Consider the following 24,786-nt stretch of genomic DNA (forward strand, 5'->3'; position numbering starts at 1 on the left):
CATCCAGTTTAAGCCAACGGAAAGCTTAAGTAAAAAGTTGTACCCTGATCAATCACAGAATTAAACTCAATGGTTCCTCCTGCATTTTCTACAGCTTGCTTTACAAAGGCAAGCCCTAATCCGGTTCCTGAAGACTTCGTCGTAAAATTAGGGGCAAAGATCTTGTCCTGCAACTCATCATCAATGCCTTTCCCGTTATCAGAAACCTCTACCCAGACTTTTTTCTGATCGTTCCTGATCTTAATATAAATCAAACAACCATCCGTTCCTGCTGAAGCCTCAATTCCATTCTTTAATAAATTATTAAAGGTCCGCAGCAACTGGTCTTTATCCCCAAGAATAAACACATCCTGGTTACTCTGATTCTGGATAGTGATCTCCACTCCTTTCTCATTTACAAAAACATTTCTGGCCTGCTGTATAATAGGCAGGAGCTGTAAAGTCTGTAGCTTTGTATCTGGCATTTTCGCAAAGTTCGAGAATTCAGAAGCAATGGTAGCCAGACTATCTATCTGTTCAATAAAAGATTTATTGAACCTTTCAAATTTACGCTCAAAATTGACATCCTTCTCTTTCCAGGCTTTCTCCAGCAACTGAACACCAAGTTTTAGCGGGGTAAGGGGATTCTTAATCTCGTGGGCCACCTGTTTAGCCATCTCTCTCCATGCGCTCTCCCTTTCAGATTTAGCGAGTTTTACCGCACTCTCTTCCAATGCTGCAATCATTTTATTGTACTCTTTAATCAGAGAGCCGATCTCATCATGCCTGGACCACAAGATAGGCTGATTCTTCTGCCCAAGTTTTGTTTTCCTGATACTTTCCTGTATAAAGGTAAGCGGACTTGTAATCTGATTGGCCAGGAAAACTGCAAGTATTCCAATGGCTACAAAAACAAGAGCATAAATATTGATCAGCGTATTGACAAACAAGCCAATTTTAGATTGATAATCGCCCTCATTACCATAATAGGGCAAACCAATATAAGCGATCGTTTGGTTCTGCGGATTTCTGATTGGCGCATAGGCAGCAGAATAAGTAAAATCACCGATCGTCTCATTCGCACTGATGTATTCTGATCTTTGCAGCTTATTTAGATAAATATAGGCTTTTGACCCCATTTTAGTCCCCAGGAGCCCGTAATCATATATCTTTGGAATAGATGTATAAAGAAGGTTTCCACTGGTATCAAAAAGGTTCAGATAAGCACCATTGATATCCGAAAACTGATTAAATTCTTGATTAGACTGGTCAGATGCCGCTGGTATCCCATTCACATAAACTTGCTTCTCATAAGACAGCTGAACCTTCCTCAGTTTCTCCCTGATAAAATCATCCTGCTGTTTCCTGTATTCTGAACTGATATAAAAAAAGGTAGTCCATCCAACAATCAACAGCGTAGCCACTACCGAAAGTACAATGGAGAATTGTATCCTGGTCCTGTATAAAATCTTGTTGGCGTTGATCATCAGCGATCTGTTGATGTTAAACCAGCCACCCCAGCTCTCGTCTATGTTTTTGACAATCCATATGAGAATGTACAGCAAAACTGCGAAGACAATGAAGACCAAAAAGAAAAAGGATAAAATGGCCAGACGGGTTACATAGGATACTTTTTCCTTACTAATGACAATGGTTTTAAAGGTACTGGGCATATACACCATATGACTATAGCCCAGTACATCATCATTAATGTATACAGGCTCATCTTTATGGCCTTTAAAATCGATACTGGTGAGTTTGTAAGTGAATTTACCGGACTGTTTAATGAGCTTGCCATTATTATAGAAAGCAAAAGAATAGTCTTTGTAATCCTCATCACTTTTTACCTTCCCATCCACCAGCAGTTCAGGAAACTGGCTGTTGTAATCATATAGCTGGTATTTAAGTTCAAGAACCAAAGTCCCAAGAATATGCTTGTTATAAAAAACCGGAATAATTCCAAAATAGCTTTGATAGCCAAAAGTATCATTGAGCCGGTAAAAAAAATTGGAAACTTTAACCGATCCAGATCTGACCAGATTCTTATAATGAGAAAGCGGAATGCTTTCTTCCTGGCTCAAAGAGGAATCCGCATAATTAAAGGTATACAAATTGTATTCAAACTGGGCAAGGTAGCGATCCAGGTATTTCTTATCAATTAGTTTCTCCAGCTTAATCTGCTTATATAGTGCTGGTGTCTTAAAATAGTTCAGTACGAAGTGGTCAGATGAGACTCCGTTCTCCAGGCTTTCAATAGAACCGATCACCAAGGGATTATCCATCGATTGCAATTTTTGCGCAATGGCGTATCTTTTGGTACGTTCCTTTATATCCTTATACTTGACATACTTTATAGAAGAGATCATGGCCAGACAGAAAAAGAGAACGGCATAAATCCCAATAGAAAATTTATTTTTCTGGATATAGATATTCCATCCCATAATAAACAGGAAGAATGCATATATGATAAAAAATGCGGTAAACTCAACCTCCGCCCTATAGATAAAGTAAGCAAAAAACAAGATCAAAAACAGGATCAGACGCTCTTTATTAGACACACTCAATTCCCTGCTCAGCTGCATGGAAACACTTACTATCAGGTAAACATTAAACCAGACCAGGCATAAAATTACAATACTGATCCAGCTTGTCCAGCCAAGATTTATAATATTGGTGATGTCAAAATTAATTTTCGAGTTGTAGATTAAACCAGAAAAAACCTGATCAATCAAAAAAGCAATTCCGGAGAACAGCAACAACATCATGGCATGGAGAAACCAACCTGCTGCTTTACTTCTGACGAGCCGGTCTGGAAGAACGTATTTATCCTTATAAGTATAAATAAAAAGCAATACCCAGGTAATCGAAATTACATTCAGTAACAGATCTCCAAGAGAGGGCAGAAAAAAACTCTCTGCGTACACGGTCGGGCTGAAGAGTTCCAGGCTGAATTGATGATTGAACCAGCCATATTGTAAATCCGTTAACCTGACGACTGTAAAAAAACCGATTAACAGAAGAGTTGAAAGCACATAATGCCCCTTTTTTGCCTGCCACGCACATAATCCATTAAAAAACAAGGAAAAGCTAAAAAGTCCGACAACCCACAACCAGACTTCAATGGTGGAGTACACATTTTTACTATAACCCGGATTGAGCTTTACTTCAAAGAGTAATTTACCTGTACTGCTTTTAATTCCATAAAACTCTTCATCTGTAAAAGAGGCCAGCTCCAGGACATTCGAAGAGATCAGATTTTTTGAAAAATCATTCCTGAGAAAGCGGTTCTCTATCCTGAAGTCATTTTTAACATCGATCAGAAACACAAAAACGTAGCTTCCTAAAGTCTTCTTAATCACCTCATAAGAACCGTTTGGAAAGGACATAAAGGATACCCCCTCCTTAACCATACTGTCTCGGGGGGGAGTAATTCGATAAGAGCTCCAGAATTTAAGCTCATGATCCTTATAAGTCATCAGGTTAATACCTTTCTCTCTATAGGTATTGATAAAATTTAACCCGAGTACGTCAGATAAGTGGAACTTTTTTGCCCGCTCTACCTGTTGCTTCTGATTTAAAAAATTAAAAACCAACTGTTCACTTGCCGAAAGACTAGCCTGCAGTTTCTGCGCCTCATGTTTTAAAAGATCTTTCCTGGTGATAGAATTCTTCAGGGATATCGCCGTCAGAATACAGCATACACCCATGATTAACAGCAGAAACCGGATTCTACCCCCTACGCTCACATTAGTTGATTTGAAATTTCATATTAAACAGTAACTGTCGCTGAACTGGTTTTAACTTCCCTGCTGACCTTTTTTACAAGACCTTGCAGTACGTTACCAGGACCAACCTCTATAAATTCATCTGCACCATGTGCAAGCATACTTTCTACAGTCTGCGTCCAGCGTACAGCCCCGGTTAATTGCGTAATTAAATTCAATTTGATCTTTTCAGGATCGGTATTTGGTGTTGGATCTACGTTTTGATAAATTGGACAAACCGGTGCCTGAATCAATGTTTGTTCGATAGCCTGCTGAAGTTCCAATCTTGCCGGCTCCATAAGCGGCGAATGAAAGGCTCCCCCAACATTCAGTTTCAGTGCTCTCTTTGCACCTGCCTCTGTTAACTTCTGACAAGCAATATCGATGCCCTCAAGACTTCCTGATATCACCAGCTGGCCCGGGCAGTTATAATTTGCCGGTACCACCACCTCAGGGATATCTGCACAGATTTTTTCTACAACCTCATCTGCAAGACCAAGAATTGCGGCCATTGTAGACGGTTGGATTTCGCAAGCCTTTTGCATCGCATTTGCCCTGGCAATCACCAGTCTTAATCCATCTTCAAAAGATAAAGCAGAAGCAGCAACCAATGCAGAGAATTCTCCAAGAGAATGTCCTGCAACCATATCCGGTTTAAATTCAGCACCTAAAGTTTTTGCAAGAATAACAGAATGCAAAAAGATAGCTGGCTGCGTTACATTCGTTTGTTTTAATTCTTCATCCGAACCGGAGAACATAATATCACTAATTCTGAAACCAATAATCTCATTTGCCTTTTCAAATAATTCTTTTGCTTCATCATTCTGATAAAGATCTTTCCCCATTCCTGAAAACTGCGCACCCTGTCCTGGAAATATGTATGCTTTCATCTATTTATTTTTAGTATGTTTAGTTGTCAGATGAAGCCGATAGGATTAAAATAATTAATCCTATCGGCTTCATCATGTTCTTAAAAATTTCTATTAATGTAAATTCGCTGTAATTAACCTCAAAAACTCTGCCCTTGTTCTGTCTTTTGCAAATTCACCCGTAAAAGCAGAGGTTGTAGTCACAGAATTTTGTTTTTGAATTCCTCTCATGGCCATACATAAGTGTTTGCACTCCATCACCACCGCTACTCCTGCCGGATTAAGGGTTGCCTGGATACAATCTCTTATTTCATTAGTCAGTCTTTCCTGAACCTGCAGCCTGCGGGCGAAGGCATCAACAACCCGCGGGATTTTGCTCAAACCAACAATATGACCATTCGGAATATAAGCAATATGTGCTTTTCCAAAGAACGGGAGCATATGATGCTCACACATAGAAAAAACTTCTATGTCTTTTACCACAACCATCTGACTGTAGTCTTCTTTAAACATCGCAGAACGAAGAATCTCTTCCGGTTTGGTATCGTAACCATGTGTAAGGTATTGCAAAGCTTTAGCTACCCTTTCAGGCGTTTTAATCAAGCCCTCACGTTCGGGATCTTCTCCAAGTTTCTGTAAAATATCCTTATAATGACCAGCAATAGAGGCTATCTTTTCTTCATTATACCTGTCTATCTTTAAATAACCTTCGTTCTCTTCTTCGGTGAATTTTTGTGTTTTACTATCCATTTATTTGTACGCTAATTACCCGAAGTATTCAACAAAATTATTTTCGGTTTCATAAATTTTTATACTGTGCAATTGTATCCCTTCCTTTTCTATGTGAGGGATCAGTTCATTCCAGACTGCGATAACGAGATTTTCTGTAGAAGCCAGTTTATCCTTCATAAAATCCACATCCAGGTTCAGGTTCCTGTGATCAATCTTATCTACAACATTAATGTTGATGATTTCCTTGAGCCATTTCAGGTCGACAAGAAAGCCCGTTTCCGGATTAATTTCGCCTTTAACAGTAACATATAACTGATAATTATGTCCATGCCAGTTTGGATTGGCACATTTTCCATAAACTTCTGTATTCTTATCCTCAGACCAATCTGTCCTGGATAATTTATGTGCGGCATTAAATGACGCCTTTCGTGTTATGTAAATCATTTCTTATAAATTGACTGCAAATATACGCAGAAAGAGGTTTAAGTCGCTACAAATTAATTACCTTCGATACATGAAGATACTTGTTGTTGCAGCAACTCTGCCTGAAATCGGACCTGTTTATGACCACTTCGGTCTCTCTCATGAACAGTTTCAATCCACAGCTGGTTTTGACCTGCTCATTACCGGGGTTGGCATGACAGCAACGGCTTATGCACTAGGAAAACAGCTGACAACACCCTATCAATTGGTCCTTAATCTTGGTATTGCGGGCTCATTTGATCACTCCATCCCATTGGGAAGCGTGGTCAATATCACCTCTGACACGTTCTCCGAACTGGGCGCAGAAAACAAAAATGAATTCCTGCCTATAGATCAGCTTGGTTTTGGAAAAAGTAATTATTGCATTACCCCCTCACTTTTGCCACTTACCCAAAACCTCAGAATTGTCTCAGGAATTACGGTGAACACTGTACATGGCAATACAGAAACTATTCAATCTGTTTTAACCAGACTTCAACCCGTAACAGAAAGCATGGAAGGCGCTGCGGTTTTCTATTCCTGTGAACAAGCATCAGTGCCCTGCTTACAAGTCAGAAGTATCTCTAATTATGTGGAAGAACGGAACAAAGAAACCTGGAAAATAGGCCTTGCTATAAAAAATCTCAACGATTGGGCGATAGATTTTTTGACAAATACATAACCAAATGACTTTAGCCAATGCTTAAATTTACGGCATGAAGCTAACCTTAGGATTTTCGCCCTGCCCAAACGACACTTTCATTTTCGATGCCCTGATCCATCATAAAATTGATACGGAAGGATTGGATTTTGAAGTATTTTTTGACGATGTAGAAACCCTCAACCAAAAAGCAATGCGGGGCGAGCTGGACATCACCAAACTTAGCTTTCATGCCCTCGCCTATGTCCTGGATCAATATGCTTTACTGGATGCCGGAAGTGCACTTGGTTTTGGGGTAGGTCCTCTGCTGATCTGTAAAAACAAAGAACTCACCGAACAGCGTACACTTCAACCCGAACTTCTGGTTGGAATTCCAGGCAAATTTACTACAGCAAACTTCCTTCTTGGCATTGCTTATCCTGAACTTACCAATAAAGAACAACTGGTCTTTTCTGAAATAGAAGATGCCCTGTTAGCGGAAAAAATAGATCTGGGCCTGATTATCCACGAAAACCGCTTTACCTATAGCGATAAAGGCTTGCACAAAGTTGTAGATCTTGGTAATTATTGGGAAGGTCTCACCGGATGTGCAATTCCCCTTGGCGGAATTGTAATCAATAGAAATCTATCTGAAGATATTCAGCAAAAGGTCAACCGCGTACTGCGTAAATCTGTAGAATACGCTTTTGAAAATCCAAAATCAGGCTTGGACTTTATTCGCCAACATGCCCAGGAAATGGAAGAAAAGGTCATGTACAAGCATATTGAGCTTTATGTAAACCAATATTCCATCGATCTTGGCCCTGAGGGAAGGAAGGCCATTGACACGCTGTTTACCATGGCACAATCCAAAGGCGTCATTCCTGAGATTACCCAGAACATCTATGTAAACAACTATTGATTACAAGGGCCGTCTGGTATCTCTTTAGTGATCTTGATCAGTTTGGTAACAACAAGGGTAGAATCGAAATCTGCAGAAACAGTCAAGCTATCGGATTTCACTATTCGGCCTTCCACTTCAATATAGACAGGTTCGTAAGGTTTTTCAAAATTCAGGTTACTATAGGCAAGCTCGAGTGTTTTTGCACTGTCCGCAACCCAATATTCACTGCCCTCTTCACAATCCGTAAAAGATTTAATCTCAGGCCCAAAGCTATACAGGCCCTTTATCACTTTAACATCACTGTCCTTTTGTTCAGACGTATTGCGGTTACATGCGACAACAGCAAGAGAGAGAACAATAGATAATAACGTTATTTGTTTGATAAGCTTCATGGTTAGAAATCTTGATTTATATGATTTATCTTTTTCACACTTAAATTCGCAGACAAAGCTGATGCCACAAAGGAAAACAATCCGACAGTAAAAAATACCAGCAGAAAATCCGTCCATTTAAAAGCAACAGGATAGGCGTTCAAAATTGTTCCTTCCGAAATCTTGACCAGACCATATTTTTGCTGAATCAGGCAAAAGAGAAACCCAATTAAAAGCCCAAATATACATCCTGTCATTGTAATCATCATCCCTTCGATTAAAAATATTCTTTTTATCAGTGTTTTTCCCGCTCCCAGACTACTCAGCACGGCGATATCTTTTAATTTGTCCAGCACAAGCATCGTTAACGAGCCTATAATATTAAATATAGCAATAATCAGGATAAAGGTAAGAATAATATACACAGCCCATTTCTCGGTACCCAGGATATTGTACAACACTTTATTTTGCTGTAAACGATCTTTAACCTCAAAACCCTTTCCTATACGCTGCTCAACCTCCTTTTTAAAATCATCGGCCGAAATGCCTTTTTGCAGATTGATCTCAATAGAAGACACCTTCTTTTCTTCCTGAAAGAGTTGCCTCGCAAAACCTAAGGGCACAATAGTGATATTGTCGAAATCCTGTTGCACCTCAAAAACCCCGGCGACAGGGATAGAGCTCATTGTAAAATCATCTGCAGGATTAATTGAACTTTGACCACCACCTTTTTTAGGAGAGAACACCTGTAGCGGCGTAAAAGGGTCATTGGTATTGATCATGAGGTAATTCTGTATAGCAGAACCGATAACGGCATTAGAGCCCGCGTCATTTTTCAAAACAAATTTCCCCTGAACAACAATGGTATCCAGGTTTGGATTTTTGAGATAAGCATCACTTACTCCTTTAATCAAACCAACCGATTGCCTGTCTTTATACCTCAGTAAGGCATTTTCAGAAAGAACCTCTGTAAAAGAATATATCCGTTTGTCATTCTTTAGCTTTTGTAAAGTCGCGATCCTGGGATCAAAGGTTTTTCCCGTTGCCGGCGCAATAACAAGTTCCGGTGTAAAAGTATTATACATTTTTAAAACCACCTCTTCAAAGCCATTAAAAACCGAAAGGATAATTAACAAGGCTGCACTGCCTACAAATACACCCGCAAGTGAGATTGCGGAAATAATGTTAATGGCATTGGTAGATTTTTTTGCAAAAAGATACCTGCGTGCAATATAAAAGGCCGTATTCAATTTTTTTTACTATTTAGAAAAATGGATTATTTTCTTTTTCAAAACCAATAGAAGTGGGTCCACCATGACCTGGGTAAACCTTGCAATCAACAGGTAAGGTAAATAATTTTTCTCTAATACTCGTCAAAAGCTGCTCATGGTTTCCACCTGGCAGATCAGTCCTTCCTATGCTGCCATAAAACAACACATCCCCACCAACCAGAAATCCTTCGTTCTTTGCATAAAAACACAAATGCGCAGGAGAATGTCCCGGAGCAAAGATCAGTTCCAGTTCACTGTTCCCAAAACCCACGGTTCCGGCCTCTCCCAGAAAAGTTTCCGGTTCAGGAGAAAGCTCATAACTGAATCCCATTTGTGGTGCATAACCCGGTACGGCCTGCAAGATATACAGTTCTCCTTTATTAAATTGTGGTTTTAGACCCCACTGATCAAATACAAACTTATTTCCAAATACATGATCTATATGACAATGTGTATTTAAAAGCAATACAGGCTTCAGGCCTTTCTCTTTAATAAAACTAACCAGTACATTCTGTTCTGCTCCGGTATACATACCCGGATCAATGATCACGCACTCCCCCGTCTCATCATATAACACATAGGTGTTTTCCTGGTAAGCATTAAACGTAAATCTTTGAATATTCATCATAATCACAATATTATTTACTGTTTCCATCTAAAAGTATTGATCATAACATCAATATCCTTTTTTATAAAATTGACCACCGGCGCAATTGAATCGTATTGTGGCCTTTCATAGAAATACAAAGCACCCCGAAAATAGTTTTTCGTACTGTCTGTTAAAAAAAACTGGACAGATGAGGCCGTATTGCCTTCTATGTAGTAGCAAATCCCATAAACCTTTCGGTCCGGATAATTAATCACTTTCTGATCAATTGCATTCGCCTTAACGGTATGTTTAAAAGCAAGTTCTCTTGCGTACTCCATGAGCTTTAGCCCTTCTGTTCTCGAAGAGATCTGATGATAAGTGAGGTGAATCTTTCCATTAAACCGTGAAAAATTCAAATTGTTCCAGCAAGGCTGCGCATTAGGCTCTGTATCAGCAGAAATCGTTGTATAAACAGGATAATCAAAAACAAAAGGACAACTTCCCTTGTAAGAACGATAGCTTTTTTCCGGAAAATCGATTTTGAAATAACCTTTCGGCTTTGGCATATAAGTATCCGGATGACAGGATGACATCAGGAGCACAAGCACAAAAAGCGAAAAAAACATCCGTCCCATAGCTAGCGGTTCCAGATCTCCCACGAGCGCTCAGCTTGCAGGTACAACATCTCCATGCCATTTTTTACTGAAGCACCAGCCGCAGCAGCCTGTCGTAAAAACAGCGTTTCTTCAGGATTATAAACCAAATCATAGGCCAGATGATCGCCAGTAAGGCAGGTATAAGGGATATCTGGGCAGCTTTCGATATTTGGCGACATCCCAAGTGGGGTTGTATTGATTAAAATATGATGTGTATCTAAGAGTGATTCTGTCACATCACGATATAAAAAGCATCCCTCCGCAGGCGTTCTTACTACAGAGATGAATTCAATCCCCAGTTTCTGAAGCACATATTTCACCGCTTTAGCAGCCCCCCCATCTCCAAAGACCAGTGCCTTTTGATGATGAGCTTTTAAAAAAGGTCTGAGGGAGGTTTCAAATCCATAAGCATCGGTATTATATCCTTTCAGATAACGTTCACCATTTCTGGATTCGATAGAAATACAATTGACCGCACCAATTCCTGCAGCCGCCGCCTCCATCTCCTGTAAATAAGGCAGGACCTGGACCTTATATGGAATGGTGACATTTAGGCCTCGCAAACCAGGTTTGTCCAATAAGGATTCCAGTAAGTTGATTTTTTCCAAAGGAAACAATTCATATCTGCAATCCAAAATATGCTCCTGTTCAAACTTCTCAGTAAAGTGTTTTTTGGAAAAAGAGTGCGACAAAGGATAACCTATTAACCCAAATGTTCTCATCCTGTGATATGAATCTGTATAATAAAAACCGGCCAGACCGGCTATTTATTTGTTTAAATTAAGAAAATGATCAAATGTATCCCCTCTAAGGCCCAGACGAATGGTTTCCAATGGAATAACTTCGGCCGGAGCAATATTGCCCAGGTTTACATTCGTTCCAATCAGCTTAATGAACCACACCTGCTGCTCTTTCTGAGGTGCTTCCCAGATAATGGTTTCTTCAGGTATCTGTGTGAGTATTTCATCTACCAGGCCTTCACGCACCTCTCCGGAATCTCTATAAATCCCAACATTTCCACCCTCTCTCGCCTCCGCAATAACTTTCCATGAACCGGCCTCAATCTCCGCATTCATCAGTTTAATCCATTTATAAGGCGCAAATATCTTTTTCGCATCCTTTGATCCTACCTCCGAAATCACCGTTACCTGCTTGGACAGCTTGTGGATAAACTCGCATTTCTCATCGTGTTCAATCGTGATAGACCCATCTGAAACTTCTGCATATTCCATTCCGAACTGATCCAGAACTCTGCAGTAATCATCAAACTGATTTCTAATCACAAAAGCTTCAAACAATGTTCCCCCAAAATAGGTAGGTATACCCGCGCTTTTATAAATCGCCAGTTTCTCTTTCAAATTAGGCGTAACAAACGAAGTCGCCCATCCAAATTTAACTATATCAGTATGTATACCGGCAACATCAATAAAATCTTCCGTCTGCCTCAAGCTTAAACCCTTATCCATAACCATTGTTATGCCTTTCTGGCGAGGTTTAACAGGACGTACGGGTATATTATTTAAAGGATAGTTCATATATTCTGCAAAGGTGAAAAAAAAATAGGCTGCTTTTATCAGCTTTATCTAATAAAAGGGGATTTTTTTATTTAATGTATTTGCTGATCACCTCTATAATTGGCCCATTGTCCTGTAACTGCGGCAAATATTCAAAAAGAATATAGTGCTTATCCGGGTCGGTATTTAAAGCTGTTTCCAGGTAAATAAGTGCCTCCTTATGCTCCCCAAGGGCAAAAAGATAAGCTACCATCCGATAATACAATTCCGCGGCGTCCGGATTATTCTTAATGGCCTCGGAGATCGTTTCGGCAGCTTCATTTAATTTTCCCTGCTCATATAACACCGTCGAAAAATCAAGCCATGCCTCCACATCCAGCGGATTATATTCCAATACCTTGTCGTAAGCTTCAATAGAATTGTCTATCTGCCCAAGTTTATAGTAGGCATCTGCCATCGCGAACCAGAAATCAGGATTTTCTCCGTCAAGTTCAATCGCCTTTTTATAGAAATGTAAAGATTCAAAATAACGCTCTTCAAAATTAAGCGTTACCCCAATACCAAACCAGGCATCGGCCATCTTCATATCCATTTTCACCGATTTCTTGTAATAAGAGCGGGCCTCATCCATCTTCTCAAGTTTCTCATAACACTCTCCTATAGCACAATACGTGTCAGCGTTTGGCTTTTCGTATTCAAAAGTCTGCCTGTAAACCTCGATGGCTTCTGCATAGCGGTCCAGTTGTACCAAAGCATTTCCCTTGTTGTAATAGGCAGAAGCAAAATTATCTTTGATCAGAATGGCGTAATCGTAGGCGTCAATAGCTTTCTCAAACAAATCAAGTTTGTGATATGAATTGGCCAGGTTATACCATGCAGCATAAGAATAAGGATCGTTGTCGATATATTCTTTGTAGAATTGTATACTTTCTTCCTGTTTATCCAGGATGTCATAACAAAAAGCCAGCTCGTACAAGCCATCCTTGTTTTCCATATTCTGCTCCAGGCTTTGCTTGATATAAACAATAGCCTTCTCGTAATCGAGCATATTCTGATAAACATAAGCAATCTGCAACAGGATCTCATCTGTTGTTTCCGCAAAACCCAGGGCCTTCTGAAAATTTTCCAAAGCCTCATGATAGCGTTCCAGACTGTTGTAAATATTCCCCCTCAGAATATAAATCTCTGCTTCCGAAGCCTCCAGCATTTCTGCCTTTTCCAAAGCAAGGAAAGCACGTTCTATCTGATCCGTAATAAATAACAGCTGTGCCTGTTTCACCAGGAAAACCGCTGCATAAGGATGCTGGTTTAGAGCATATTCAATCACCTGCAGGGCCTTTACCGGGTCGCTCTTTTCAATATAATAATCAATGATGTTCTCAAAGGCCTGGGCATCAAAAAAGTACTGATCCTGGTTCCGTAACATCTCCTCGTAGCGCTCTACAGAACGTTGTGCGTCATCGCTAAAATCAAAGTAAAATTCCTCTTCCATGTATTGAATAATTAAAGAACAGTCCCCTTTTGTTTTAAATACATTATAAGTTTAGCTAATTAATTCTAGCTCCGGCGAAATAATTTTCAACATTCACACACTTAAAATTATAATCAACTGATAAATTTGTAGTTAGCTTAGATTTAAAGGAGAGTTAAAATACAGCAAATTCATTGCCGTCTGTTCAGAATTCAGTACAAAGGAACAAAACATAATTTCAAACCTGGTAATATTCCCGTCAAGAAATCCAAGGGTTCTATTTTTATTAAACTGTAGTCGAGCATCTTTGTTTACATTTGTTTAGAACGACATTGCAACAGACATGAACCAATGAAACCATCATGTGCAACAGTACACAAGCCGATATGAATAGAATTTGGTAGCACATGATAGTTTCATTACCGATAAAAAACAAATTATATTCCAATGAAAAAAGAGATCAGTACAGTATTAAAAAACTTAGGTATCTTGGATGTAAACCCAGCTTACAGCACCGGAAATAACTGGGGAGCTACCTCTGACGCAATAACCATTGAGAGTTTTTCCCCTGTCGACGGTAAAAAGATAGCCGATGTCCAGGTGGCCACAGCCGAAGATTACGAAAAAGTAATGAAAACTGCGGAACAAGCCTTTCTGAAATGGCGCAATGTTCCTGCACCTAAAAGAGGAGATATTGTTCGCCAGTTGGGTGATGCACTACGTGCGTACAAAGAAGATCTCGGTACATTAGTATCCTATGAAATGGGTAAAAGCTTACAGGAGGGCTTTGGCGAAGTACAGGAAATGATCGATATATGCGATTTTGCAGTTGGCCTTTCCAGACAACTTTATGGCTTAGCGATGCATTCGGAGAGACCCAGTCACCGGATGTACGAGCAATGGCACCCGCTGGGCATTGTCGGCATTATCTCTGCTTTCAATTTTCCAGTAGCGGTATGGAGCTGGAATGCAGCCCTGGCCTTGGTTTGCGGCAATGTATGTGTATGGAAACCTTCTTCCAAGACACCACTTTGCGCTGTGGCCTGCCAACACATTCTGGCCAGCGTTTTAAAAGCAAACGATTTGCCCGAAGGCATCAGTTCTCTGCTGATCGGAAATGCTGTAGGTGATATGATGAACAACGACAAGCGCATCCCTTTGGTATCCTTTACCGGCTCAACCCGGATTGGCCGCCATGTATCCTCTGCCGTTGCAGGCCGTTTCGGTCAAACTATTCTGGAGCTGGGCGGAAACAACGCCATCATTATATCTAAAGACGCTGATCTTGATATGTCTATCATAGGTGCTGTTTTTGGTGCAGTAGGTACTGCAGGACAAAGATGTACATCTACCAGGCGGCTGATCATTCATGAAGACATTTATGATACGTTCAGGGATAAACTGGTTAGGGCCTATGGACAACTTAGAATAGGCGATCCACTTGACCAGCACAACCATGTCGGTCCTCTTATTGACACCGCAGCGGTAGATATGTATCAGAAAGCCATTAAAAAAGGAATTTCTGAGGGCGCAAAATTCATTGTAGAAGGTGGCCTTCTTAAGGGAGATCAATATATTTCAGGCTGTTATGTAAAACCTTGTGTGGCCGAAGTTGAAAACCATTATGAGATTGTTCAGGAAGAAACCTTTGCCCCGATCCTTTATCTGATCAAATACAAGACTCTTGATCAGGCTATAGCCCTTCAAAATGGCGTCCCACAAGGACTTTCCTCTGCAATAATGACCTTAAACCTTCGCGAAGCAGAACAATTCTTATCCGTTAACGGATCTGACTGCGGAATTGCCAATGTCAACATTGGAACTTCAGGAGCCGAGATCGGCGGGGCTTTTGGCGGAGAAAAAGAAACCGGAGGAGGAAGGGAAAGCGGATCGGATGCCTGGAAAGGTTATATGCGCCGGCAAACCAACACCATTAACTACTCAAACACCCTTCCTTTGGCACAGGGAATCAAATTTGACCTGTAAAATCAGGACAAAATAACCGGACAACAAAAAACACCTCTGTTTTTTTCAAAAGCGGCTTTTTCAAGGCCGCTTTTTTTGTATTTCAGATGCGTTATTTCGTCTATTTTAAAAAATGGCTTTTCTTCTATATACTTTTTTTTGAAAGCATTTCAATTTGATGTAAGTTTAAAGATTTTTATATGCTTATCCTCCTTTTGTTTTAACTTTTAACCTATGTTACGCGTAGATAGCTCCAAACCATGTAAAATCGTTTATTCCTTATGCAAACATGAGTTTTTAGGCTATGTAATTGAGCCTCATATGGTTCAACTTAATCCTCAGGGTGATTTTTCTCTAACCTACCAACGGCTTTTTAGTCATACCGCAAAAGAATTTGCCCGCCATCTGTCTGAAACCGATTTAAAGATTATCAAAATCCTCGATGAGACGGAACAGGACTATATCATTAAAAAATACCATAAGAAACAAATCCGGCCACTGGAGTTTTTTAGTAAATTCTTTGATGAGAAATTTTACGACACTGTGCGCCCAAAGATTGAAAAAAAACTTACAGAGGTTTTATCTATTCTTGCCGTTACCGACTCCTTATACCTGATGGGAAAAGACGGATGGCCGGCAGAAAGAGAAATTGAAATTGCTGCTGAGCCTGCAACCATTCTTTTCCATTTTAGAAGGAACGAGACGGAAACCCGTTATTTCCCAACGATAAAATATCAGGGAATGCGGATAGATTTTATGTTTAAAGAAGCGCAGGTAGTTAGTAACCAACCCGCATGGCTGCTTTTAAATGACGTGCTGTACTTTTTCGAACAGGATATAGAGGGTAAAAAGCTACAACCATTTCTCAACAAGCGCTTTATTACCATACCAAAAGCCACTGAAGGCACCTATTTTGAGAAGTTTGTTGCCCCTCTGATTGAGAAATATCATGTCTACGCGGAAGGTTTTGAAATCAAAACAGAAAAACACGAGCCCGTAGCCATTCTTAAAATCATCTACGTCGAAGGTGGGATTTCACAACTGCAGTTATATTTCAGGTATGGTTCATATGCCTTTGCCATGGATAATGAACGCAAGGTGACCGTTAGAGTCCATAAAACAGAAGACAACTATATATTTACCCGGATCAAAAGAAATACAGACTGGGAAAAAAGCAAATTCAGTGAATTGCTCAAATCAGGATTAAAGAAAACAAGTGCTTTATTCCATAATCTGGAGCTACACGATCCCGGAGAGCAAGAGGATAAGTCCTATGGACTGCTCAACTGGGTTAACGAACACTTAGAAGAACTCAAAGAAAAGGGCTATGAAGTAGAGCAGGCTACCGGAACAAAACGCTTCCTTTTCGCCACCAATAAAATTGACTTCGAGGTCAGCGAAAACAACGACTGGTTTGACATCAATGCGATTGTGTATTTTGGCAACCATCCCATTCCGTTTTTGGCACTCAAACAGCATATTCTGCAGAAAAAAAGAGAATTCATCCTTCCCGATGGCTCTATTGCAATTATTCCTGACAAGTGGCTCAGTAAATATGGAACCTTGTTCAGCCTCTCGGAAGGCAGCAAATCGCTGAAATTAAAAAAACATCATATAGGACTGCTTAATGATCTTTCTGAAGACAGCATTACCAATGTCACGCTCAATCGTAAACTTCAAAAACTAAATGACTTTGAAAACATTTCCGACATTCAAATGCCGGAGCATTTCAAAGGAGACCTTAGAAGTTATCAAAAGGCTGGTTATAACTGGTTCAGCTTCTTGAGAGAGTATAATTTTGGAGGCTGTCTTGCAGACGATATGGGATTGGGTAAAACCATTCAAACCTTGGCCCTGTTACAGAAACAAAAAGAGGATAATGAGAGAAATGCCACCCCAGGCACTTCCCTGATCATTATGCCAACCTCCTTAATTTACAACTGGCTAAACGAAGCCAAAAAATTCACCCCCAAGCTAAAAATCCTCTCCCACACGGGAAGTTCCAGGAATAAAGATGTAAGCCAGTTCATTCGTTATGATGTGGTCATTACCACCTATGGCATCACCCGGGTTGATATCGCCCTGATGAAAGATTTCTATTTCAACTATATTATACTGGATGAGAGTCAAAATATTAAAAACCCCTCTTCCAAATCCTTTAAGTCTGTAAGGTCTTTAAAATCAAAACACAGACTTATCCTGAGTGGTACACCTGTAGAAAACTCGGTAGCTGATCTCTGGACACAACTTACCTTTCTGAATCCAGGCCTTCTAGGCACCCAGGCTTTCTTTAATGAAGAGTATGTGCAAGCCATTGAAAAGAAAAAGGATGAAGAAAAAGCCAGAAAACTTCAGGCCATCATCAAACCCTTTGTTTTAAGAAGAACCAAAGAACAGGTTGCTGAAGAGTTACCAGCCAAAACTGAACAGGTTTTCTATTGTGATATGAGCGAAGATCAGGCCAGCTATTACGAAAAAACAAAATCAGCATATCGCAACGATCTGCTCAGCAGCATGGACGATGGCACCTATGCAAAGAAGCAGGTCCAGCTTTTGCAGGGTCTTACCGCCCTTCGGCAGCTTGCCAATCATCCATCGATGATAGACGACACCTATACCTCAGATTCCGGAAAATTTGAAAGCATAGTACATACCCTGGACAATGTGCTTAAAGGAGGTCATAAAGTATTGATCTTTTCTCAATTCGTGAAACACCTGGGTATATTTAAGCGTCATCTGGAAAACGAACATATTCCCTATGCCTATTTGGATGGGTCCACAAAAAACAGAGGTGAAATTGTGGCCGAATTCCAACAGGATGAAAACCTTAAAGTCTTCCTTATCTCTATCAAAGCGGGTGGCGTAGGTCTGAATCTGACTCAGGCAGATTATGTATTTATTCTTGATCCCTGGTGGAACCCGGCCGTAGAACAGCAAGCCATTGACCGGACACACCGGATTGGCCAGGACAAAAAAGTCTTCATTTATAAATTCATTACACGGGATACTGTAGAAGAAAAAATTCTTTCTCTGCAAAACAGAAAGAAAAGACTGGCCAGTTCCCTGATCACTACAGAAGAAAGCTTTTTTAAATCCTTAAGCAAAGAAGATATCCGGGAATTGCTCAACTAAGCTTTTCTTTTTAGGCATTTTAAATACGTTTCCCGGTCAATCATTTCTGCCCCAAGGCTCATCAAATGATCATTCGGCATCTGACAGTCTATCATGAGCAATCTGCTCCGTTCACAAAGCCAGATCAGGGCACTTTTTGAAGCATTACTAACCAGACTGAACATGCTTTCCCCGCAAAAGACACGGTTAACAAGAATTCCGTACAGGCCGCCAACCAGTTTGTCGCCCTGCCAGACTTCCACACTGTGCGCATAACCATTTACATGCAGATTGATGTAAGCCTCCTGCATTTCGGAAGTGATCCAGGTGCCATTCTGATCCTTGCGCTCCACCGAGGCACAATGCATAATGACTTCTTTGAATGCCTCATTCATGCTGATCCGGAATACCCCATCTTTAGAGACCTTCTTCATGCTTTTACTGACTTTAAGATTTTCAGGGAAAATCACGCAACGTTCATGAGGAGAAAACCAACAGATCGGGTCATCTTCACTAAACCAGGGAAAGATTCCGTTCTCATAGGCCAGCAGTAAGCGTTCCATATGCAGATCACCTCCAATTGCCAGCAATCCATCAGGATCGGCAAGTGCAGGATCGGGAAATACAATCTCATCTTCCAGTAGTTTGAAAACCATATGCAATATTAAAACATAAACCCGGTACGATTAAAATAATTATTTTAATCCTCTAAGTCTCCATCTGAGAAAATAAACAGATAAAATTAATGTAACTAAATTTATTAAATACTATCTTAATAAAAAGAGCATACAATGAATTTAATAGGCAATATCATCTGGATCATCTTCGGAGGTTTTTTCATTTTTCTTGAATATATTTTCGGGGGTCTGATCCTGTGCCTCACCATCGTTGGCATTCCCTTTGGACTCCAATGTTTCAAATTTGCATTTGTAGGCCTGGCCCCCTTTGGTGTCCGCATTACAGATACTTCTTCCAACACAGGTTGTCTTTCTACCATCATGAACATCATTTGGCTGCTCTTTGGAGGATTTTGGATTGCGCTTACCCATTTGTTTTTCGGCATCTTACTGTGCCTTACCATCATAGGTATTCCCTTTGGCAGACAACATTTTAAGCTCATGAACCTTGCCTTCTCCCCCTTTGGAAAATCAATAAGTTAGCGTTTCTTTTGATTTCTTTCTAAAATGGCTTTAAACTTATCGGTGAAAACAGAGTCTTATCAGGACATCAAGTTCCTATTGCTATGGATAAAAAGGAAAACTTCTTTAAAGTCAAGCACCTCTACAACCGGGCAGGATTCGGAATTGCATATCCTGAGCTGGAGCACCTCAGCAAAAAAAATCTGCATAAATCCATCAAAGAACTCTTCTCCAATGCTCAAAAAATCAACGATCTGAGCACCGTGGATGCTTCCGAAACCCGGCAACAATTGCTCATGCAAGCCGGTCTGAACGGAAAAAAAGATTTCAGTCCGGAAGAAAAAGAACAACGGCAGGAAATTATCCGGAAGATCAGTCAGAAAGGAAGAGACCTCAACATTGAATGGATCCAGAGGATGATCACTACGGATGCCCCCTTACTGGAGAAGATGACCTTGTTCTGGCATGGCCATTTTGCCTGCCGTTCAGGCAATCCTTTATTTTCCCAGCAACTGAATAATATTCAAAGGAAATATGCCTTAGGAAGCTTTAAAACATTACTGATAGAGGTTTCCAAATCTCCCGCAATGTTGCAGTACCTCAATAACCAGCAAAACAGAAAGAACCACCCCAATGAGAATTTCGCACGGGAACTTATGGAACTGTTTACCATTGGCCGGGGCAATTATACCGAGCAAGACATCCGCGAGTCTGCCAGGGCATTTACAGGCTGGACTTACAATAAAGACGGCGATTTCGAATTCAAACCCAACATACATGATACCGGGAGCAAAGTCTTCTTTGGAAAAACCGGAAATTTCGATGGAGAGGCCATTATTGACCTGATCCTGGAAAAACCAGCAACCGCCACATTCATCTGCCGCAAACTTTACACTTTCTTTGTAAGCGACACGCCCAATGAGGCCCATATTCAAGAACTTTCTTCCTGCTTTTATGACCAGAAATATGACATCTCTGCGGTCATGAAAAAAATGTTTGAAGCAGAATGGTTCTATAGCCCCGAGAATACCGGCAATAAGATCAAATCACCTGCAGAACTTCTCGTTGGACTCAGCAGGGAATTTTTCGTCACCTATAATAAACCTCAGGTCTTGATACAACTGCAAAGCAGCCTTGGTCAATATCTTTTCAATCCACCCAATGTAGCCGGGTGGCCGGGTGGCAGAAGTTGGATAGACAGCTCTTCGCTGATGTTGAGAATGAAAATCCCATCTCTCGTCTTAAACGACGGACTAATTGATTTCAATGCGAAAGCAGATCCGGAAGAAGAAGCACTTCTGGCCATCAACAGGAAACCCAAAATTCAGAAAAAATCATACATCAATGCGGAGGCCAACTGGGAAAAATTCCTGAGCACCCTACCTAAAAACTGTAGTACCGCAGATCTGACAGCATTCCTGTTGCAGCCAACACCAGGCAGCAAAATCAAAAGTCTGACTGCCAACAGCTCTGATTTAAAAAAAACAGCCATAGAAATTACCAGTACACCAGAATACCAGCTTTGCTAAACCATTTAAGGAGAAAACACGATGAAAAGAAGAGATTTTTTAAAGAACTCCATGCTCACTGCCGCAGGAACCTTTGTTGTGCCAGCCTTCATTAAACCATTTGAAGCCCTTGCCTTAGATGAATTAACCTTATATAAGAACCTGGTGGTGGTACAGCTTTCCGGTGGCAACGATGGCCTGAATACGGTCATTCCATTTGGAAATGACATCTATTATCAAAAAAGAAAAAACATTGCCATAAAGCCCCAGGACCTGATCAAGCTGGACGACATGCAAGGCCTTAACCCGAATCTTTCTGCACTTAAAGAAATCTACGACCAGGGTTGGATGAGCATCATTAATGACGTAGGTTACCCTAACCCGGATCGTTCCCACTTCAGATCCATGGACATTTGGCAAACCGCAAGTGATGCAAACCAATTCCTCTCTACCGGCTGGATCGGACGCTACCTGGACTCCAATTGCCAGAGTTGTAAATTTCCTTATACGGCTATAGAGGTCGACGACAGCCTCTCGCTTGCGATGAAAGGAAAAACCAAGAAAGGAATTGCGCTTAAGGATCCCGCGGCCTTATTCAGAAATACCAACGAGCCTTTTTTTAAGGAGATGATGAACAACGATAAAGAGCACCTCGATGAAGACAATCTGGGCTACCTCTACAAAACCATGATTGAAACCTCCTCTTCTGCCAGCTATATCCAAAACACCTCCAAAATCTATCAGGATAGCTTTGCCTATCCTTCAACCGGATTTGCCGGTCAACTGAAAACTGTTGCAAAATTTATCTCTTCAGGGCTTAAAACCCGGGTCTATTACGTTTCCTTAAGTGGCTTTGACACTCATGTAGATCAAAGTCCACAACAGGGCAGGCTCCTTAAGCAATATGCAGAAGGCATCAATGCCTTTCTGAAAGACCTGAAACAGAACAACAAACTAGACGATACCCTGGTCCTGACCTTTTCAGAATTTGGCAGAAGAGTAGAACAAAATGCCAGCAACGGAACCGATCATGGTACAGCAAACAGCATGTTCCTGTTTGGCGGAAAGCTAAAAAAACAAGGCATTTATAACCCAGCCCCTAATTTACAAGATCTGGAGGCCGGTGATTTAAAATACCAGGTAGATTTCAGGCAGGTTTATGGAACAATCCTTGACAAATGGCTCGATGTAAATAATGCACAGATCTTAAATCAACGGTTTAACACCCTCGATTTCATCTAAGCTGATCAAACCATTTTTCCTGGAGTGCAAAATTGCTTCTCCGCTCTCGTTGAACAGGCAGGTTTTAATCCCCTGAAGTTCGGCCTTCTCCAGCCTGCTTCTTGCGGAACTGAAATTTTCCGGACGCACGTTCCGAATATAGATTGCTTCGATATGATCAGGATAGCGTGCAGCGATACTGGTGTAAATTTCAGGATCCTGTTGCGAGTTATCGCCAAAAAAAACAAATTTCTGATTAGGAAAAGCATCCAGGATTCTCATCACCCGAAGCAATTTTCCTTCATGTCCCGTTTTTCCGGTTCGAATCAGGTTGCCCCAGCGTTTAATTTGATTCAGCAAAAAAGCACCCTCAGGCAATTGATTAAAACGGAAGGTCTCCACCAGATAATCATAAAGATTCCATTCACTGCTGGACACATAGAAAAAAGGATTGGGTTGATCCGGACTTGTATGCGAAAAAGCCAATAGCTCATAATGTAGTCTGGCATCCTTAAAAGTCTTTCTCGTATGCGGATTCTTGATCAGAAGCTCTCTTAACCTCCGGCCTATTGTAGCCGAATGGGAAACCATGATGGTATCATCAATATCCGAGACAAAAGCATATTGGGTAATGTGAGGCACATAGATCTTTCCCCAGCTATCTGCGATAACCGTTCCGTTCTCTCCTAAAGCCTCCACTTTCACCTGATGCCAGCCCGCAGCAATATTTGTCGTGGCACTCCATTCAAATTTAAAAAAGCCGTCATATTCCGTAGTCTGATCGATCACATCTCCATTAAAATGAAGCCTGACCTTGGTAAACGGAAAGGGTTTTAGCACGAAAAGCCTCAACAGATGAAGGATATTAACCAGTAGATTATTACTGAATACCTGCTTTGTACTTGCTCTGTATTTAAACACATGGCCGTATACCACCAAATTATGGGTATGTCCATAACCATGATAAATTTTTACGCTAACAGAATTCTTCATTATAAATCAAACAGAGTGGCGGCGCCGTTGTTTGTCCTAAGCAACAAATTAAACAAAAACAGCCTTGAAACATACCTTGCTTTTTATCGTCAATCCCGGATCCGGAAGCCATAATCTGGACCTTCATGCCCTGATCACGAATTTCTTTGCAGATAAAGATCATAATATAGAGATTTTTGAACTCCCAAAGAACTGCGATTCCAGGCAAATTAAAACAGCGATAAAAAAGGCCGATCCAACCCGCGTAATTGCCGTAGGCGGAGATGGGACACTAAAGCTGGTGGCTGAATGCCTGCTCAATTCCGGTACCCCTATAGGGATCATCCCCACCGGATCTGCCAATGGCATGGCCCGGGAACTGGGCATCCCCACCGACATTAACCTGGCCCTTGACCGCTGTATCCAGGGTAGTCCCCAAAGCATCCATGTCGTTAAAATCAATGGAGAGCTCTGCATCCATTTATCTGATATCGGATTCAATGCCTATGTTATAAAAAAATTCGATGACCTCCCTCAAAGGGGCATGTGGGCTTATGCAAAAGCATCCTGGCATGCATTATGGAAAAATCATAAAATGAACGTGGAATTGAAAATGGGCGACCAGGACATCAAGTCTGAGGCAGCCATGGTCGTTATCGCCAATGCAACTATGTATGGCACGGGGGTAAAAATCAATCCAGAAGGAAAACTAGATGATGACCTTTTCGAAGTCATCCTCATTAAACAATACTCCATCGCCGAAATCCTGAAAATCAGATTCACCTCTCTTCCTTTCAACCCGGAAAAAATCGAGACCTTTCCTACCAAAAAAATCAATATCCAAACCAAGCACCTGGTACATTTCCAGGTCGATGGAGAATATATGGGAAAGGTCAAACAGATTAGTGCCGAATTGCTACCCTTGGCCATTCAGATTATTATATAGATTTTTGCTTACCTGCAATACTTTTGCAATTGCTCATCTGCAAGATCAAAGCCCATGTGCTTTACAAAAAGGAAATCCTCACAAGCGCCTTCCTTGTCTTTCTGTTTGAGTTTGGCCATGCCATCTTTAATTCTCTGCTCCATATAGGCCTTATCGTAACCCAGTTCTTTTCTCAGGGCCAGAATTTTAGGTTCATCAGCTGCATTATAAACGCCTTTTTCCTTATTGATATAAAAATTCAACACGGCACTGGCCAATGCATCACTTGATTTATAGGCATTAATGGCTTGCTGGATCTCGGCTTTACTTTTATTACCGCAGTCATATCCATCCAGTTTAAAATTAACAGGTACAACCAATACATAAGTCGTATCATAATCCGCAGGCACCTTCCACTTACCACTGCTCATCCGGATCAAACGAAGGGCTTCATCATCCAGATCCGTACCTATACCAGATTTCACAAAAGCATTAAATACCCGGCCCTGCTGGTCCAGTTTAAAATTAATCGTTACCCGCCCTTCAATGCAATTGGCTTGTGAATACGGAGGATAAACGGTATTTGCGCGCACAAAAGTTTCCAGCCCACCTTTAAACTCCGGCTGTTGTGCAGCACAGGAAAAACCCATCAGCAGAAAAAAGGAAATGAACATCTTTGTCATACCCTAATTTACATAAATTAAACCAGCAGAAGAATTTAAA

Annotated in this window: 22 protein-coding genes; 8 read left to right on the top strand and 14 right to left on the bottom strand. The window is 40.8% G+C overall.

All coding sequences use genetic code 11. The features are described 5' to 3' along the window. Positions 1 to 8: 8 nt before the first annotated feature. From R2S08_RS03990 to R2S08_RS04005, 4 genes are all read right to left on the bottom strand, one after another. Positions 9 to 3,686: a HAMP domain-containing sensor histidine kinase gene (locus tag R2S08_RS03990; protein ID WP_316833954.1), complete on the bottom strand. Its 3,678-nt coding sequence runs from the start codon at positions 3,684 to 3,686 to the stop codon at positions 9 to 11. Between the two features lie 62 nt (positions 3,687 to 3,748). Continuing rightward, positions 3,749 to 4,633: an ACP S-malonyltransferase gene (fabD, locus tag R2S08_RS03995; protein WP_133779219.1), complete on the bottom strand. Its 885-nt coding sequence runs from the start codon at positions 4,631 to 4,633 to the stop codon at positions 3,749 to 3,751. 93 nt (positions 4,634 to 4,726) lie between these two features. Continuing rightward, positions 4,727 to 5,362 carry a GTP cyclohydrolase I FolE gene (gene folE, locus R2S08_RS04000; protein ID WP_108555845.1) on the bottom strand — a complete coding sequence of 212 codons (636 nt, stop codon included), beginning with the start codon at positions 5,360 to 5,362 and terminating at the stop codon, positions 4,727 to 4,729. Between the two features lie 15 nt (positions 5,363 to 5,377). Continuing rightward, a complete protein-coding gene (locus R2S08_RS04005) occupies positions 5,378 to 5,788 on the bottom strand; it encodes a 6-pyruvoyl trahydropterin synthase family protein (RefSeq protein WP_108555844.1) in 411 nt (136 codons plus the stop codon). 70 nt (positions 5,789 to 5,858) lie between these two features. Between R2S08_RS04005 and mqnB the strand changes: the two genes are divergently transcribed. Together mqnB and R2S08_RS04015 are read left to right on the top strand one after the other, a co-directional pair. Beyond that, complete coding sequence (mqnB, locus tag R2S08_RS04010) at positions 5,859 to 6,488, top strand: futalosine hydrolase (RefSeq protein WP_316833955.1); 630 nt, start codon at positions 5,859 to 5,861, stop codon at positions 6,486 to 6,488. Positions 6,489 to 6,522: 34 nt separating this feature from the next. Next, positions 6,523 to 7,368, top strand: a complete 846-nt coding sequence (locus tag R2S08_RS04015) for a 1,4-dihydroxy-6-naphthoate synthase (protein WP_316833956.1) — start codon at positions 6,523 to 6,525, stop codon at positions 7,366 to 7,368. Here R2S08_RS04015 and R2S08_RS04020 read toward each other — a convergent pair. The 7 genes from R2S08_RS04020 to R2S08_RS04050 all read right to left on the bottom strand — a co-directional run bounded on the left by R2S08_RS04020 (position 7,362) and on the right by R2S08_RS04050 (position 13,243). Further along, on the bottom strand, positions 7,362 to 7,742 hold the full coding sequence (locus R2S08_RS04020) for a hypothetical protein (RefSeq protein ID WP_133779216.1): 381 nt from the start codon (positions 7,740 to 7,742) through the stop codon (positions 7,362 to 7,364). The genes R2S08_RS04015 and R2S08_RS04020 overlap by 7 nt on opposite strands. Before the next feature lie 2 nt (positions 7,743 to 7,744). Next, the gene (locus tag R2S08_RS04025) at positions 7,745 to 8,971 is read right to left on the bottom strand and encodes an FtsX-like permease family protein (protein WP_316833957.1); all 1,227 of its coding nucleotides are present in this window, start codon (positions 8,969 to 8,971) and stop codon (positions 7,745 to 7,747) included. A gap of 13 nt (positions 8,972 to 8,984) precedes the next feature. Beyond that, positions 8,985 to 9,620: an MBL fold metallo-hydrolase gene (locus R2S08_RS04030; protein ID WP_316834152.1), complete on the bottom strand. Its 636-nt coding sequence runs from the start codon at positions 9,618 to 9,620 to the stop codon at positions 8,985 to 8,987. Between the two features lie 14 nt (positions 9,621 to 9,634). Next, entirely contained in the window at positions 9,635 to 10,216 is a 582-nt protein-coding gene (gene gldD, locus R2S08_RS04035; protein ID WP_316833958.1) for a gliding motility lipoprotein GldD, read from the bottom strand. A 2-nt stretch (positions 10,217 to 10,218) separates the two neighbouring features. Beyond that, positions 10,219 to 10,959 carry a shikimate dehydrogenase gene (aroE, locus tag R2S08_RS04040; protein ID WP_316833959.1) on the bottom strand — a complete coding sequence of 247 codons (741 nt, stop codon included), beginning with the start codon at positions 10,957 to 10,959 and terminating at the stop codon, positions 10,219 to 10,221. A 45-nt stretch (positions 10,960 to 11,004) separates the two neighbouring features. Beyond that, entirely contained in the window at positions 11,005 to 11,772 is a 768-nt protein-coding gene (locus tag R2S08_RS04045) for a phosphosulfolactate synthase (RefSeq protein ID WP_133779212.1), read from the bottom strand. A gap of 67 nt (positions 11,773 to 11,839) precedes the next feature. Further along, complete coding sequence (locus R2S08_RS04050; protein ID WP_108555515.1) at positions 11,840 to 13,243, bottom strand: tetratricopeptide repeat protein; 1,404 nt, start codon at positions 13,241 to 13,243, stop codon at positions 11,840 to 11,842. Between the two features lie 426 nt (positions 13,244 to 13,669). Here R2S08_RS04050 and R2S08_RS04055 point away from each other — a divergent pair, with 426 nt between their 5' ends. Both R2S08_RS04055 and R2S08_RS04060 read left to right on the top strand, forming a co-directional pair. Beyond that, complete coding sequence (locus R2S08_RS04055; protein WP_316833960.1) at positions 13,670 to 15,208, top strand: aldehyde dehydrogenase family protein; 1,539 nt, start codon at positions 13,670 to 13,672, stop codon at positions 15,206 to 15,208. 213 nt (positions 15,209 to 15,421) lie between these two features. Further along, positions 15,422 to 18,319 carry a DEAD/DEAH box helicase gene (locus tag R2S08_RS04060; protein ID WP_316833961.1) on the top strand — a complete coding sequence of 966 codons (2,898 nt, stop codon included), beginning with the start codon at positions 15,422 to 15,424 and terminating at the stop codon, positions 18,317 to 18,319. Here the strand turns inward: R2S08_RS04060 and aat are convergent. Continuing rightward, on the bottom strand, positions 18,316 to 18,954 hold the full coding sequence (aat, locus tag R2S08_RS04065) for a leucyl/phenylalanyl-tRNA--protein transferase (protein ID WP_316833962.1): 639 nt from the start codon (positions 18,952 to 18,954) through the stop codon (positions 18,316 to 18,318). The genes R2S08_RS04060 and aat overlap by 4 nt on opposite strands. 135 nt (positions 18,955 to 19,089) lie before the next feature. Here aat and R2S08_RS04070 point away from each other — a divergent pair, with 135 nt between their 5' ends. From R2S08_RS04070 to R2S08_RS04080, 3 genes are all read left to right on the top strand, one after another. Then, a complete protein-coding gene (locus R2S08_RS04070) occupies positions 19,090 to 19,458 on the top strand; it encodes a YccF domain-containing protein (protein ID WP_108550489.1) in 369 nt (122 codons plus the stop codon). An 83-nt stretch (positions 19,459 to 19,541) separates the two neighbouring features. Beyond that, positions 19,542 to 20,966 carry a DUF1800 domain-containing protein gene (locus tag R2S08_RS04075; RefSeq protein WP_316833963.1) on the top strand — a complete coding sequence of 475 codons (1,425 nt, stop codon included), beginning with the start codon at positions 19,542 to 19,544 and terminating at the stop codon, positions 20,964 to 20,966. A gap of 21 nt (positions 20,967 to 20,987) precedes the next feature. Continuing rightward, positions 20,988 to 22,187 (top strand): DUF1501 domain-containing protein, encoded by a 1,200-nt coding sequence (locus R2S08_RS04080; protein WP_316833964.1) that lies wholly within the window; start codon positions 20,988 to 20,990, stop codon positions 22,185 to 22,187. Here the strand turns inward: R2S08_RS04080 and R2S08_RS04085 are convergent. Beyond that, positions 22,152 to 23,159, bottom strand: a complete 1,008-nt coding sequence (locus R2S08_RS04085; RefSeq protein WP_316833965.1) for an App1 family protein — start codon at positions 23,157 to 23,159, stop codon at positions 22,152 to 22,154. The genes R2S08_RS04080 and R2S08_RS04085 overlap by 36 nt on opposite strands. A 64-nt stretch (positions 23,160 to 23,223) precedes the next feature. On the opposite strand from R2S08_RS04085, the gene R2S08_RS04090 reads away from it, so the two are divergent. Continuing rightward, entirely contained in the window at positions 23,224 to 24,084 is an 861-nt protein-coding gene (locus R2S08_RS04090) for a diacylglycerol/lipid kinase family protein (RefSeq protein ID WP_316833966.1), read from the top strand. An 8-nt stretch (positions 24,085 to 24,092) separates the two neighbouring features. On the opposite strand, the gene R2S08_RS04095 is transcribed toward R2S08_RS04090, so the two are convergent. Continuing rightward, positions 24,093 to 24,746, bottom strand: a complete 654-nt coding sequence (locus R2S08_RS04095) for a TonB family protein (protein ID WP_316833967.1) — start codon at positions 24,744 to 24,746, stop codon at positions 24,093 to 24,095. Between the last annotated feature and the right edge of the window lie 40 nt (positions 24,747 to 24,786).

Source organism: Pedobacter nutrimenti, assembly GCF_032678445.1.
GTDB classification, from domain to species: domain Bacteria; phylum Bacteroidota; class Bacteroidia; order Sphingobacteriales; family Sphingobacteriaceae; genus Pedobacter; species Pedobacter nutrimenti_A.

What these genes read in the sequence shown, in the direction of transcription:
- R2S08_RS03990 (WP_316833954.1), bottom strand. Translation starts at nt 3,686, where the DNA reads ATGGGTGTATGCTGTATTCTGACGGCGATATCCCTGAAGAATTCTATC.
- fabD (WP_133779219.1), bottom strand. Translation starts at nt 4,633, where the DNA reads ATGAAAGCATACATATTTCCAGGACAGGGTGCGCAGTTTTCAGGAATG.
- folE (WP_108555845.1), bottom strand. Translation starts at nt 5,362, where the DNA reads ATGGATAGTAAAACACAAAAATTCACCGAAGAAGAGAACGAAGGTTAT.
- R2S08_RS04005 (WP_108555844.1), bottom strand. Translation starts at nt 5,788, where the DNA reads ATGATTTACATAACACGAAAGGCGTCATTTAATGCCGCACATAAATTA.
- mqnB (WP_316833955.1), top strand. Translation starts at nt 5,859, where the DNA reads ATGAAGATACTTGTTGTTGCAGCAACTCTGCCTGAAATCGGACCTGTT.
- R2S08_RS04015 (WP_316833956.1), top strand. Translation starts at nt 6,523, where the DNA reads ATGAAGCTAACCTTAGGATTTTCGCCCTGCCCAAACGACACTTTCATT.
- R2S08_RS04020 (WP_133779216.1), bottom strand. Translation starts at nt 7,742, where the DNA reads ATGAAGCTTATCAAACAAATAACGTTATTATCTATTGTTCTCTCTCTT.
- R2S08_RS04030 (WP_316834152.1), bottom strand. Translation starts at nt 9,620, where the DNA reads ATGATGAATATTCAAAGATTTACGTTTAATGCTTACCAGGAAAACACC.
- gldD (WP_316833958.1), bottom strand. Translation starts at nt 10,216, where the DNA reads ATGGGACGGATGTTTTTTTCGCTTTTTGTGCTTGTGCTCCTGATGTCA.
- aroE (WP_316833959.1), bottom strand. Translation starts at nt 10,959, where the DNA reads ATGAGAACATTTGGGTTAATAGGTTATCCTTTGTCGCACTCTTTTTCC.
- R2S08_RS04045 (WP_133779212.1), bottom strand. Translation starts at nt 11,772, where the DNA reads ATGAACTATCCTTTAAATAATATACCCGTACGTCCTGTTAAACCTCGC.
- R2S08_RS04050 (WP_108555515.1), bottom strand. Translation starts at nt 13,243, where the DNA reads ATGGAAGAGGAATTTTACTTTGATTTTAGCGATGACGCACAACGTTCT.
- R2S08_RS04055 (WP_316833960.1), top strand. Translation starts at nt 13,670, where the DNA reads ATGAAAAAAGAGATCAGTACAGTATTAAAAAACTTAGGTATCTTGGAT.
- R2S08_RS04060 (WP_316833961.1), top strand. Translation starts at nt 15,422, where the DNA reads ATGTTACGCGTAGATAGCTCCAAACCATGTAAAATCGTTTATTCCTTA.
- aat (WP_316833962.1), bottom strand. Translation starts at nt 18,954, where the DNA reads ATGGTTTTCAAACTACTGGAAGATGAGATTGTATTTCCCGATCCTGCA.
- R2S08_RS04070 (WP_108550489.1), top strand. Translation starts at nt 19,090, where the DNA reads ATGAATTTAATAGGCAATATCATCTGGATCATCTTCGGAGGTTTTTTC.
- R2S08_RS04075 (WP_316833963.1), top strand. Translation starts at nt 19,542, where the DNA reads ATGGATAAAAAGGAAAACTTCTTTAAAGTCAAGCACCTCTACAACCGG.
- R2S08_RS04080 (WP_316833964.1), top strand. Translation starts at nt 20,988, where the DNA reads ATGAAAAGAAGAGATTTTTTAAAGAACTCCATGCTCACTGCCGCAGGA.
- R2S08_RS04085 (WP_316833965.1), bottom strand. Translation starts at nt 23,159, where the DNA reads ATGAAGAATTCTGTTAGCGTAAAAATTTATCATGGTTATGGACATACC.
- R2S08_RS04095 (WP_316833967.1), bottom strand. Translation starts at nt 24,746, where the DNA reads ATGACAAAGATGTTCATTTCCTTTTTTCTGCTGATGGGTTTTTCCTGT.